At 67.5% G+C, this 12,120-nt stretch carries 14 protein-coding genes; 12 read left to right on the top strand and 2 right to left on the bottom strand.

Annotation, left to right across the window (positions count from 1 at the left end):
• The first annotated feature begins 9 nt into the window (after nt 1-9).
• The 10 genes from pqqB to BLR51_RS21155 all read left to right on the top strand — a co-directional run bounded on the left by pqqB (nt 10) and on the right by BLR51_RS21155 (nt 9,103).
• A complete protein-coding gene (gene pqqB, locus BLR51_RS21110; protein ID WP_089850738.1) occupies nt 10-900 on the top strand; it encodes a pyrroloquinoline quinone biosynthesis protein PqqB in 891 nt (296 codons plus the stop codon).
• A complete protein-coding gene (gene pqqC / locus BLR51_RS21115) occupies nt 897-1,649 on the top strand; it encodes a pyrroloquinoline-quinone synthase PqqC (protein ID WP_089850701.1) in 753 nt (250 codons plus the stop codon). Before pqqB ends, pqqC begins: the two co-directional genes overlap by 4 nt.
• On the top strand, nt 1,649-1,921 hold the full coding sequence (pqqD, locus tag BLR51_RS21120; RefSeq protein WP_089850702.1) for a pyrroloquinoline quinone biosynthesis peptide chaperone PqqD: 273 nt from the start codon (nt 1,649-1,651) through the stop codon (nt 1,919-1,921). The genes pqqC and pqqD overlap by 1 nt, the downstream gene beginning before the upstream one ends.
• A 38-nt stretch (nt 1,922-1,959) precedes the next feature.
• Nucleotides 1,960-3,072 carry a pyrroloquinoline quinone biosynthesis protein PqqE gene (gene pqqE / locus BLR51_RS21125; RefSeq protein ID WP_089850704.1) on the top strand — a complete coding sequence of 371 codons (1,113 nt, stop codon included), beginning with the start codon at nt 1,960-1,962 and terminating at the stop codon, nt 3,070-3,072.
• A gap of 99 nt (nt 3,073-3,171) precedes the next feature.
• Nucleotides 3,172-3,813, top strand: a complete 642-nt coding sequence (gene gfa / locus BLR51_RS21130; protein WP_089850706.1) for an S-(hydroxymethyl)glutathione synthase — start codon at nt 3,172-3,174, stop codon at nt 3,811-3,813.
• Nucleotides 3,814-3,905: 92 nt separating this feature from the next.
• A complete protein-coding gene (locus BLR51_RS21135) occupies nt 3,906-4,634 on the top strand; it encodes a response regulator (RefSeq protein WP_089850708.1) in 729 nt (242 codons plus the stop codon).
• A gap of 12 nt (nt 4,635-4,646) precedes the next feature.
• Nucleotides 4,647-5,804 (top strand): FIST N-terminal domain-containing protein, encoded by a 1,158-nt coding sequence (locus tag BLR51_RS21140; RefSeq protein WP_089850710.1) that lies wholly within the window; start codon nt 4,647-4,649, stop codon nt 5,802-5,804.
• Entirely contained in the window at nt 5,801-8,044 is a 2,244-nt protein-coding gene (locus BLR51_RS21145; RefSeq protein WP_089850712.1) for a PAS domain-containing hybrid sensor histidine kinase/response regulator, read from the top strand. Before BLR51_RS21140 ends, BLR51_RS21145 begins: the two co-directional genes overlap by 4 nt.
• 46 nt (nt 8,045-8,090) lie before the next feature.
• Nucleotides 8,091-8,762 carry a hypothetical protein gene (locus BLR51_RS21150; RefSeq protein ID WP_089850713.1) on the top strand — a complete coding sequence of 224 codons (672 nt, stop codon included), beginning with the start codon at nt 8,091-8,093 and terminating at the stop codon, nt 8,760-8,762.
• Nucleotides 8,759-9,103 (top strand): hypothetical protein, encoded by a 345-nt coding sequence (locus tag BLR51_RS21155; RefSeq protein ID WP_089850715.1) that lies wholly within the window; start codon nt 8,759-8,761, stop codon nt 9,101-9,103. The genes BLR51_RS21150 and BLR51_RS21155 overlap by 4 nt, the downstream gene beginning before the upstream one ends.
• A 79-nt stretch (nt 9,104-9,182) precedes the next feature.
• On the opposite strand, the gene BLR51_RS21160 is transcribed toward BLR51_RS21155, so the two are convergent.
• The gene (locus BLR51_RS21160) at nt 9,183-9,992 is read right to left on the bottom strand and encodes a quinoprotein dehydrogenase-associated SoxYZ-like carrier (protein WP_089850717.1); all 810 of its coding nucleotides are present in this window, start codon (nt 9,990-9,992) and stop codon (nt 9,183-9,185) included.
• A 120-nt stretch (nt 9,993-10,112) separates the two neighbouring features.
• Between BLR51_RS21160 and BLR51_RS21165 the strand changes: the two genes are divergently transcribed.
• Nucleotides 10,113-11,144, top strand: coding sequence for a quinoprotein relay system zinc metallohydrolase 2 (locus BLR51_RS21165; RefSeq protein WP_089850720.1), 1,032 nt, complete (start codon nt 10,113-10,115; stop codon nt 11,142-11,144).
• A 4-nt stretch (nt 11,145-11,148) separates the two neighbouring features.
• Here BLR51_RS21165 and BLR51_RS21170 read toward each other — a convergent pair whose 3' ends face one another.
• Entirely contained in the window at nt 11,149-11,715 is a 567-nt protein-coding gene (locus BLR51_RS21170; protein WP_242656799.1) for a hypothetical protein, read from the bottom strand.
• Between the two features lie 199 nt (nt 11,716-11,914).
• Between BLR51_RS21170 and BLR51_RS21175 the strand changes: the two genes are divergently transcribed.
• Nucleotides 11,915-12,120 (top strand): alcohol dehydrogenase catalytic domain-containing protein (locus BLR51_RS21175; protein WP_165616892.1); only part of this gene is annotated, 206 nt, incomplete at its 3' end.

Genomic DNA, 12,120 nt, shown 5'->3' on the forward strand with positions numbered 1-12,120 from the left:
AAGCAATTGATCCGCGCGCATATCCTTGGGGCGGCGGCAGGTGGCGGATTGCCGCAATGGAATTGCGGCTGCCCGAACTGCCGGCTTGCGCGGGACGGGGAGATCCCGCCGCAGAGCCAGTCTTCGCTTGCCGTCAGCGCCAACGGAACCGACTGGGCGGTGCTCAACGCCTCGCCCGATATCCGCGACCAGCTGCGGCGCTGCCCTGCGCTGCACCCGACCGGTCTGCGGACCATGCCGCTGCGGTCTGTGCTTCTGACCAATGGCGACATCGATCATGTGGCCGGGCTGCTCACATTGCGCGAAATGCAGCCCTTCACCTTATATGCCACCGGCGAAATCCTTGCGGAGATCGCAGCGAACCCGATCTTCGGGGCGCTGAATAGTCAGGTGGTGGCGCGACGCGCCGTCGGTCTCGAGACGCCGGTGGAGATCGCGCCGGGGCTCGAGGCGCTGCTGTTTCCTGTGCCGGGAAAGGTGCCGCTTTACCGGGAAGGCGCGGTGGTGGAGACCGGCCTTCTCGGCGAGCTTACCGTGGGGGTCGAACTGCGCGCGGGCACGGCCCGTGCCTTCTACATTCCCGGCTGTGCGGCGGTGGATGACGGCCTGCGCGCGCGGATTTCCGGCGCCGACCTGCTGTGCTTTGACGGCACGCTCTGGCGCGATGACGAGATGATCCGCGAAGGGCTGGGCCAGAAGACCGGGCAGCGCATGGGGCATATCTCGATGTCCGGGCCCGACGGATCGCTGGCCGCGCTGGCGGATGTCCCGCTGGGCCAGCGGGTCTATGTGCATATGAACAATACCAATCCCGTGCTGCGCCCCGGATCGTGCCAGCGGGCCGAGGCCGAGGCGGCGGGATGGATCATCGGTCAGGACGGGATGGAGCTGACGACATGACCGCCACACGCGAAGAGTTCGAGGCGCGGCTGCGCCAGATCGGGGCGGAGCGCTACCACGACCTGCATCCGTTCCACCACCGCCTGCATGGCGGCGGCTGCACCCCGGACGAGGTGCGGGCCTGGGTCATCAACCGCTATTATTACCAGCATTCCATCCCGATGAAGGACGCAGCCTTCATGTCGCGGGTGGAGGATCCGGCGCTGCGCCGCGCGTGGCGGTCCCGGATCGAGGATCACGACGGCACCGACACCAACGAAGGCGGCATCCGGCGCTGGCTGCGGCTGGCGGCGGCGGTGGGGCTTGATCCCGACTATGTCGCCTCCTGTCAGGGCGTGATGCCCGCCACCCGCTTTGCCGTCGATGCCTATGTGCGCTTCGTCCGCGACAAGACGCTGCTGGAGGCGGTGGCCGCCTCGTTGACCGAACTTTTCGCGCCGAAGATCCATGCCAACCGCATCGAGGGCCTGCTGCGCAACTACGCCTTCGCCGATGACGCGGCGCTTTCCTATTTCCGCAACCGGCTGAACGAGGCGCCGAAAGACGTGGCCTTTGGTCTGGCATGGGTGCTGGATCATGCCGACACGGCGGAAAAGCAGGAAATGGCCGCCCGCGCGCTGATGTTCAAGACGGATGTGCTGTGGTCGCAGCTGGACGCGCTGTGGGGCGCCTATGTGGAGCCCGCGCGCATTCCCCCCGGCGCATGGCGCCCCGGCGAGGGGCTGGCCCCGGGGGCGGAGGCGGCGTGATGGAGCCCGCCGAGATCCCGCTGCTGCCAAGGGGTGTCCGCCTGCATCACGACCGGGTGCGCGATCAGTGGGTGCTGCTGGCCCCCGAGCGCGCGATCACGCTGGATGCGGTGGGTCATGCCATCCTGTCCGAAGTGGACGGGCAGCGCAGTTTTGGCCAGATCACCGCGCTGCTTGCCGACCGTTACGCCGCGCCACAGGCGCAGATCGCCGAGGATTGCGCAGGGTTCCTGCGTGCCCTGCGCGACCGCCGTTTTCTGGAGGTTGCCTGAGCCGCTGCCTGCCCGCCGCTGACCCGAAGGAGCCAGTCATGAGCCAAGCCCGCCCCCCCATCGCCATGCTGGCCGAGCTGACGCATCGCTGTCCGCTGGCCTGTCCCTATTGCTCCAACCCGCTGGATCTGGCGCGTCAGGATCAAGAACTGGATACCGCGCGCTGGACGGACGTGTTCAGGCAGGCCGCCGATCTGGGCGTGCTGCAGCTGCATCTGTCGGGCGGGGAACCCGCCAGCCGCCGCGATCTGACGGATCTGGTGCGCGCCGCGCGGGAGGCGGGGCTTTACACCAACCTCATCACCTCGGGGATCGGGCTGTCGGAGCGGCGGCTGCGCGAGCTGGACGCGGCGGGGCTGGACCACATCCAGCTGTCGCTGCAGGGCACCACGCCGGAAATGGCGGACGAGATCGGCGGCTATCGCGGCGGCTTTGCCCGCAAGATGGAGGTGGCGCGCTGGATCGGCGAGATCGGCTTTCCGCTGACGCTGAACGCGGTGCTGCACCGGCGCAACCTGCATCAGCTGCCCCGCGCCATCGACATGGCGCTGGAGATGGGCGCCCGCCGGATCGAGGTGGCGACGGTGCAGTTCCACGGCTGGGCGCTGCAGAACCGCGACGCGCTGATGCCGACGCGGGATCAGGCGCGGCAGGCCGACCGCGTGGTGCAGGAGGCGCGGCTGCGGCTGAAGGGGCGGCTGGTCATCGATTACGTGCCCGCCGACTACCATTCCGATTACCCCAAGCGCTGCATGGGCGGCTGGGGGTCCACCGGGCTTAACGTCACGCCGGACGGGCTGGTGCTGCCCTGCCACGCGGCGCAGACCCTGCCGCATCTGAGCTTCGAGTCGGTGCAGGACCGGCCCTTGGCAGAGATCTGGTATGACAGCGCCGCCTTCAACGCCTATCGCGGCACCGACTGGATGCAGGAGCCCTGCAGCAGTTGCGAGCGCAAGACGGTGGATTTTGGCGGCTGCCGCTGTCAGGCCATGGCGCTGGCGGGCGATGCGGCGGCGACCGATCCGGTCTGCATCAAATCCCCCCATCACGGCGCGCTGCAGGACCGCACCGCCGCCCATGCCGCGGCAGAGGATGCGCCCCTGACATGGCGCGTGGCGCCGGGGCGCAGCGTGCCGGAACCCGCCGAATAGGCGATACCATCGGTTGAATTGTCCGAATCCCGCAGGCGCGTCACGCTTGCACCGGGGCAGCGGCCATGAGGCCCGGCCCCCATGGGAGGGAACACACACATGGGCATTCTGTCGAAACTCTTTGGCGGCGACAGCAGCAGCACGGCCAGCCCGGCCGCGCCGCGCTACGCGCATATCAAGATTCATCCGCAGGTGGACGGGGGCGTCAAGCCGACCTCCCCCGGATTTCAGGGCGGCACACTGACCTGCAAATGCCGGACCAATCCGGTCAAGGTGCAGGTCAGCGGCCAGACCGCGCATAACCACGTCTGCGGCTGCACCAAATGCTGGAAACCCTCGGGCTCCGTGTTCAGCCAGATCGCGGTGGTGGGCCGGGACAAGGTGCGGGTGACGGAGAATGGCGACAAGCTGGACATCGTCGATCCGAATGCCGCCATCCAGCGCCATGCCTGCCGCGAATGCGGCGTGCATATGTATGGCCGGATCGAAAATACCGGCCATCCGTTCCACGGGCTGGATTTTGTGCATACCGAACTGTCGTCGGAGCGGGGCTGGGCCGCGCCGGAATTTGCGGCCTTCGTCTCCTCGATCATCGAATCGGGGGTGGAGCCGTCGCGCATGGAGGGCATCCGCGGACGTCTGCGCGAACTGGGGCTGGAGCCCTATGACTGCCTGTCGCCGCCGCTGATGGACGCGATCGCCACCCATGTGGCCAAGCAAAGCGGCGCGCTGAAGGCGTAATTCCGCAGGCTCGGGGGTGCCGGTGAGGTGCCCCCAAAACCGTTGCATGCAAGGGGATACATGCGCTAGCCTCCTGTCAGGGAGGACTTTTCATGCTACACGAACCTGTGTCCCAGGTGCCGGGGAAGGTGTGTTCCGTTGTCATTGTCGATGACCATCCGCTGTATGGCGATGCACTGACAGCGGCGCTGAACCTTGTCTTTCCGGCAGCCGAGGTAAGGGCGGCACGCACGCTGGGTGCTGCCCTTGAACTGATCGGGCAGGGCTTCGCCCCCGATCTGGTGATGTTCGATTTGAAACTGCCCGACGTGACCGGAATCAGCGGCTTCCAGAAGCTGCGCGACCGGATCCCCGACACGCCGATCCTCGTCATTTCCTCGCTGACCTCGGTGGAGGTGGTGGAGGCGCTGATGGAGGAGGGGGCCGCGGGCTTTCTGCCCAAGGATGCCTCGGCGCAGGTGCTGAAGCTGGTGCTGCAGGAGGTGGGGATGGGCCGCAAATTCGTGCCCAATGACTACCGCCGCGCCGATCCGCGCGGGCCTGCGGGCGCGCTGCCCTGTGACAAGATGGCCTCGCGGCTGGCCGGGCTGACCCCGCAGCAGACGCGGATCATCCGGCTGATCTGCGAAGGCAAGGCCAACAAGCAGATCGCCTATGAACTGTCGCTGGCCGAAGCCACGGTCAAGGCGCATATCACCGCGCTGCTGCGGCGGCTGGGGGTGCAGAACCGCACGCAGGCGGCGGTGCTGATGGAAACGGGCCAGCTTGGCCCGATCACCGGGCCGACCGATCCGGACGCCCGCGCCTTTCTCAGCCACTAGGAGGAGGCGCCCGTGCCGCTTGACCGCAACCGCCCGGCTTTTGTGGGGGTGGCGGTTTCCGCCGCCACCGATCCGCAGGCGGCAGTTGCCGAAGCCGTGCGCCAGCTTGATCTGGCCGACACCTGCTTCGTGCTGGCCTTCGTGCCCGAACGCCTGCCGCTGGGGCCCTTGGCCGAGGCGCTGGAGACGCATCTGACCGGCGTGCCGGTCTTTGGCTGCACCACGGCGGGCCAGATCACCCCCGACGGCTATGACACCACGGCGCTGCTGCTGATCGCCTTTCCCCGGCGGCATTTCCGCTGCGCCTCGCAGTTCATCACGCCGCTGAATCCCATCTCGATCAAGCAGATCGCCGCCGACACCCGGCGGCTGTCGGCGCAGTTCCGGCACACGGCGGGCTGGGAACGGCTGGCGCTGGTCTTTGCCGACGGGCTGTCTAAACAGGAGGATCTGCTGGCCTCCACGCTGGAAAGCAGTCTGGGCGACGTGCCCTTTTTTGGCGGCTCGGCGGGCAACGGGCTGGATTTCCGCGAAACCTTCGTGCTGCATCACGGCCAGTTCCACAGCAATGCCGCGCTGCTGCTGCTGCTGGAAACCGATCTGGGCTTTGCCGGGCTGGGCTTTGACCATTTCCTGCCAACCGCGACGCAGATGGTGGTGACCGACGCCATCCCCGAGGAGCGGCTGGTGCTGGAAATCAACGGTGCCCCCGCCGCGCTGGAATATGCCCGGCTGGTGGGCTGCAGCGTCGACCAGCTTTGCCCCCGGGTCTTTGCGGAAAACCCGGTTCTGGTGCGCCACAACACCACCTATCACGTGCGCGCCATCCATTCCGCCAGCGCCACGCAGGCGCTGTCCTTCCTGTCGGCCATCGATGTGGGGCTGCTGCTGACGCTGGGCCGGGGCAAGGAAATCCTGCGCACGCTGGAGACGGGGCTGGACGTGACCAGCCCCGAAGGCCGCGCCCCGGATTTCATCCTTGGCTTCGACTGCGTGCTGCGCAAGCTGGAGATCGAACAGAAAGACCTTGGGCCGCAGGTCTCGGCCATCCTGCGTGACCGGCGGGTGCTGGGGTTCAACACCTATGGCGAACAGCATTGCGGCGTGCATGTGAACCAGACCTTTGTGGGCGTCGCGTTTTTTGAACCGGCGCGACGGAGCCTGCATTGATAAATCCCGACGATCCGCTGGACATTCAGGTGGCCAAACAGGCGCGCATCATCGATGCGCTGGTGCAGCGTGCCAACCGGCAGCACGAACTGGGCACCTCCGCCTATGGCGCCTTCCAGCAGGCCATCGCGCTGCAGGGGCAGATCTGGGCCAAGACGCGCGATCTGGAACGTGCCTCCACCGAACTGGAACAGGTGCGGCTGGAACGCGAACGCTCCCGCCGCAATCTGGCCGATGCGCTGGCCGCGATGGAGGGCGGCTTTGCCCTCTTCACCGACGGGCGGCTGGAGCTGTGGAACGACCTTTTCCAGACGCTGCTGCCGGATCTGGCCGACCGCATCCTGCCCGGGCTAAAGATCGAACGCTATTTCGAGGCGCTGCGCAGTTCCGCCCATCTGCGCACCGCCGATCCCGTCACCATCGAGGTGGTGCGCGAGGCCCGCCGCGCCATGGTGGGCACGGCGGCGCTGTCCTTCACCTGCGAGCTTGCGGGGGACCGCTGGTATCAGTTCGGGCTGCAGCGCACCTCCGAGACGGGCATCGTCATCCTGCAGACCGAAATCACCGGCATCGTGCGCCGCAACCGGTCGGAAAAGGAAAACCTGATCGACCGGCAGGCGCATTACCTGCAGGCCGCCTTTGACAATATGGGCTCCGGCATCTGCACCTTCTCCGGCGACGGGGCCGTGCTGATGCACAATGACCGGTTCCGCGACCTGCTGGGCCTGCCCTTCACGCTGCTGCAGAAGGGCCGCGCCCTGTCAGAGATCATGGGCTTCATCCAGACCAACGGCCTGATCCTCGAATCGCAGGCGCTGGATTTCGAACTGTGGGAGGACCGGCTGAACCGGCAGGGCCGGGTGCGCAAGCGCATGCGCCATGTCTCTGGCCGGATGCTGGATCTGCATGCCCACCGGCTGCCCGACCGCGGCTTCATCCTTGACGTGCGCGATGTCACGCTGGAAAGCCGCCTGACCGAAATGCTGGAAAAGCGCGTCGAGGAGCGCACAGAGGAGCTGACCCACACCAACCGCCGCCTCACCGCGCAGTATCAGGCGCAGGCCAGGGTGGAGGAAGAGCTGCGCATTGCCAAGGAAAAGGCCGAAGCGGCGGTGCGGTCCAAGACGCGCTTTCTGGCCGCCGCCAGCCACGACCTGCTGCAGCCGATCAATGCCGCCAAGCTGCTGATCTCCACGCTCAGCGAACTGGCGCGGGGCGGCACGCTCGCCCCCACGGTGGAGCGGCTGGAAGGCTCCTTCACCTCCATCGAACAGCTGCTGCATGCGCTGCTGGACATCTCGCGGCTGGATTCCACGCAAAGCGCGGTGTCGCCCAGCGATGTCAGTCTGGGTCCGCTGATGCGCGGCATCATCGCGGATCAGGCGCCGCTGGCCGCCCGCAAGGGGGTGCAGCTGGACATCGTGCCCTGTTCGGTCTTCGTGCGGTCGGATCCGCGGTTCCTGCTGCGGTCGATCCAGAACCTCGTGGTCAATGCCATCCAGTATACCGACAGGGGCGGTCGCGTGCTGGTGGGCTGCCGCAGGCGCGGCGACGAGGTGGTGCTGCAGGTCTGGGACACCGGCATGGGCATCTCCAAGGAGGACCAGACCCGCATCTTCGAGGAATTCACCCGCGCCGACAACGTGCCGCCGGGATCCGGCATGGGGCTGGGCCTGTCCATCGTCGACCGCACCTGCCGCCATCTGGGGCACAAGGTGGCGGTGCGGTCGAAGCCGGGCGTGGGCTCGGTGTTTTCCATCACCATGGCCGTGGTGCCGGGCATCGCGCGCCCCTGCGCGGACCGCCGCCCCGTCGCCGCCGAAACCGGCCCCGCCGACATGGATCTGATCGTGCTCTTGGTGGAAAACGACGCGGACGTGCTGTTTGCCACCACGCAGAAGCTGGAAAGCTGGGGGGCCAGCGTTCTGGCCGTGTCCTCCACCGCGGCGGCGCTGCAGGCGGTGCGCGACATCGGCATGCCCCCCGACATCCTGCTGGCCGATTATCAGCTGGATGGCAGCGACACCGGGCTGGAGGCGATCCGCGCGCTGCGGCAGGAAACCGGCACCAGCCTGCCCGCCATCATGATCACCGCCGATCACAGCGCCGAACTGGTGCGCACCGGCGCGCGCATGGGCTTCACCGTGCTGACCAAGCCGGTGGAACTGTCCCGCCTGCGCCCGCTGATCGACTGGAAGACCCGGGCGCGCCGCAGCGCCCCCGCCGAAAGTCTACAATGACAGCCCGCCCGCAGCGCGTAGGCTCGGACAAAAGGGAGGACATCTGATGCGCAAGACCATCGCACTCTGCTGCGCGCTCGCGGCTCTGGGCGGCCTGCCCGCGGCGCTCTCCGCGGCGGAAACGGCCACCTATGACCTGCTGTTCCGCTCGGGCACGCTGGACGACCTGTCGCGCGACCAAGCGCTGATCTATCACCGCGAGGTCAGCAACAGCCTGACGCCGGATGCCGCCACGCGCGACACCGGAGACATCGCGCTGTCCTTCTCCGACGGCGTCGCCGAACAGGCCGACCTGCAGTTCCGGCAGGACGGCAAGCACCGCAATCTGGGCAGCTTTCCCGCCAGCGTCGGCAATCCGATCATCATGTATTTCTACGAAACCGTGGTGCGCGACATGGCCGAAACCGCAGGCGGCTCGCCCTTCTACATCCGCAACCGGGTGAAGGACGCGCTGACCCGGCAATGGGCCGAAACCCCCGGCACCGCCAGCTATGACGGCCAGACCGTGGCGACGCGCAGCGTGACGCTGCGCCCCTTTGCAGAGGATCCGAACCGTGCCGCCATGCGCGGCTTCGGCGATCTGGCGCTGACCGTCACCATGTCCGACGCGGTGCCCGGCTGGTATCTCAGCCTCGAGGCGCATGTGCCCGGCGCCGAAGCCGACACCCCCGTCTATCATTCCGACCTGCGCTTCCAGACGCTGGAGCCGCAGTCATGATCCGTCTCGCAGCAGCGCTCGCCCTCTGCGCCAGCCCCGCCCTCGCGCAGGGGGTGGCCGAGCGGCTGAACGACTACCCGACAGAGGCGCGGGCGGATTACGTCTTTGCCTGCATGGCGAGCAACGGCCAAAGCCGCGAGGTCCTGCGCCGCTGTTCCTGCTCCATCGACGAAATCGCCGCCATCCTGCCTTACGAGGGCTATGTGGAGGCAGAGACGGTGCTCTCCTTGCGTCTCACCGGGGGCGAACGCATGGCCATCTTCAGCAATGCCACCGCCACCACGGCGCTGGTGGCGGATCTGCGCCGCGCGCAGGCCGAAGCGGAGATGATCTGCTTCTGACCCGCCCTTCTTCTTGGCCTAAATATCCCACGGGGGTGCGGGGGTGTGAAACCCCCGCGCTCCGGCGGCGGGGCTTGCCTCAGCTTTCGGCCTTGGGCAGCACCTGTTCGAACAGGTTGCCCTCGGTGTCGGTGGCGCGCACCTGCAGCGCGGGCGCGCCATTGTCGTCATAGCTGAAGCGGAACACCGGGTTTTCGCTGATCGAAATCCCCCCCGTCAGGGTGAACAGCACCTCATCGCCCTGCCGCACCTCCAGCGAGTCGATAAAATGCGCAGGCACGAACAGCTGCGTGACCTGATCGCGCTGCAGGCCCGAATAATTGGGATGGCGGATCATGATCTGCGCCTCACGCCGCGCGGTCGACTGCTGCGGCGTGGCCTCGCCGAAAAGCCGCAGCCGCATCTGGCCCATATCGGCCAGCGCCTGCGCCGGATCCTTGGTCGCAGGCGCCGAACAGCCGCCCGAGGCCTTGACGAACCGGCCCCCCATCCGCAGCCCTTCGGGCGTCTGCGCGATGACGCGCACGTTGGAATACTGGTTGACCCGCACCCGCAGCTCAAACTCCAGCGGCGCCATGGCGGGGCCAAAGCTCAGTTCTGCCGCCACCGGCGCAGGGTTTTCGTCCACGACCACCACCGCCCCGGTGATGACAGCCGACGGATCGGTCTGCCGGATCACCACCGGCACCGTGGCCGCGTCATGGGCGCGATAGGGGGCCTCTACCGTGAACAGCCCCTCCGCCGGGGCAAGATCGGCTGCGCCGGTCACATCCTCGCGCAGCATCTCCCATGTCGGGCTGTCGGTCAGCGGGTTCTGCGCGGTCTCTGCCTGTGCCGCGCCGGTCAGAGCAACGGCCAGCATCACGGCACGACTCAGTGGGGTCACCATCGGCTCCTCCTCCTCTGGCATCCCCCCATTATGCCAGATCCGGCGCCCCGGCGATATGCCGCCAAAGGTCGGTCTGGCGGGACGGGCAGGCGGGGCCAAGGCTGGGCGCCGGAGGCTGCCATGTTCGAAGCGATCCTGACCCTGTGTCTTGCTGCGGGCGAGCCCTGCCGCCCGGTGCTGCTGCCCGGCCATGAGGCGCCGGAGGCCGCCGCCTGCGCCGCATCGCTCGCCACCGCGGTGCTGCCAGACTGGCCCGGCCTCTTGGCCAAAGGCCCGCCCGACTGTCAGCCGGTGGCAGAGCCGCTGATGGTCACAGAGATTGCGCCGGGGGTTTTCGTGCATACCGGGCAGGTGGCCGAACCCGAGCCCGGCAATGCCGGGGATGTCGCCAATCTGGCCTTCGTCATCGGATCAGACTCGGTGGCGGTGATCGACAGCGGCTCCTCCCGCCAGATCGCGGAGCGGCTGTGGCGGGCGATCCGCGTCCGCACCGACCTGCCGGTGCGCCATGTGATTCTGACCCATATGCACCCCGATCACGTCTTCGGCGCTACGCTCTTCGCCGAAACCGGGGCAGAGGTGATCGGCCATGCCAGCCTGTCGCGGGCGCTGGCCGACCGGGAAGACAGTTACACCGCCAGCTTCTCGCGGCTGCTGGGGCCCGGCTTCCTCGGATCCGCCCTGCCGCAGGTTGCGCGCGGGCTGGACCAGATCGCAGAGCTGGATCTGGGCGGGCGCGTGCTGGACCTGCGTCCGTGGCCGCTGGCGCATAGCGGCACCGATCTGACCGTGTTCGACCGGCAGAGCGGCGTCCTTTTTGCCGGGGATCTGGTGTTTGACGACCATACCCCCGCGCTGGATGGCAGCCTGACCGGCTGGCAGCAGGTGCTGGAGGATCTGGCGGCCCTGCCCGTCACCCGGCTGGTGCCGGGCCATGGCGGGCCGGTGCTGGACTGGCCCGAGGGGGCAGCCCCGCAGCGCCGCTATCTGGAGGTGCTGGCCCGCGACACCCGCGCCGCCATCGCGGCGGGCGAACGGCTGGGGCAGGCGATTCCCCATGTCGCCGCCTCGGAATCCGGGCGGTGGCGGCTGTTTGACACCTTCAACCCGCGCAATGCCACGCAGGCCTTCACCGAACTGGAATGGGAGTGACCGCTCAGCCCGCCAGCGCCGCCTGCAGCAGCTTGGAAATGGCGTAAAGCCGCTGCTCCAGCAGCACCGGCGTCTCGCAGACATAGGTCAGCGACCGCTGCCGGTCGGTATAGATGCGCTCGTCCCAGTCCACCTGTTCCTCCAGCGCGTCCACCCGGTCGTAATCGGGATCCGTGCCCTGCATCAGGCTGTCCATCTCGGTCCGTGCCGACTCGATCCGTTCGGCCAGCGCGATCTGGCTCAGCGAATAGTCCCCGATGCCAGAGATGATGCGGCTGCGCCGCTGCGCCAGACGGTCGAACACCCGCTCGAACACCGCTGTCATCATCGCCGGGTCGCGCCCGTGGCTGGCCACGAACTCCGCCACCAGCTGTTCGGCCTGCGCCATGTCGACCCGGCGCAGCGACAGCGCGGTGCCCAGGTCGGCCACGTCCTGTGCCAGCGCGCCGTCCAGCGCCGGACTCTCCACCCCATGCGGCCACATCAGCCCCATCGACAGCGTCTCGACCTTGCGCTGGATGCAGGGCCATTCGGGATCGGTGAAGTCCGCAGCATGGACAGGCAGGGACACGCCCGCCAAGCCCATACAAACCAAGGCTGTTTTCAGTCTTTGCATGATGGTTCTCTCCCTGCTGCGAACTATGGAACAGGGTGGCGCCGGAGTCCATCAGACCGAATACCAACCATTGTCTGCATTGTTCGGGCGAAGCCTGCGCACCCATACTCCGGACAAGCGCCGTCAGTGCGTCAGAATACCGGAGGAGACTTTGATGCGGACACGTGCAGCCGTAGCCCTTGCAGCGGGTCAGCCGCTGGAGATCATGGAGGTTGAGCTTGACGGCCCGAAGGCGGGCGAGGTTCTGGTGGAGATCAAGGCCACAGGCCTGTGCCACACCGACGAGTTCACCCGCTCTGGCGCGGATCCGGAAGGGATTTTCCCGTGCATTCTGGGGCATGAGGGCGCGGGCGTGGTGGT

This window comes from Salipiger marinus (assembly GCF_900100085.1).
In the GTDB taxonomy this organism is placed as follows: Bacteria; Pseudomonadota; Alphaproteobacteria; order Rhodobacterales; family Rhodobacteraceae; genus Salipiger; species Salipiger marinus.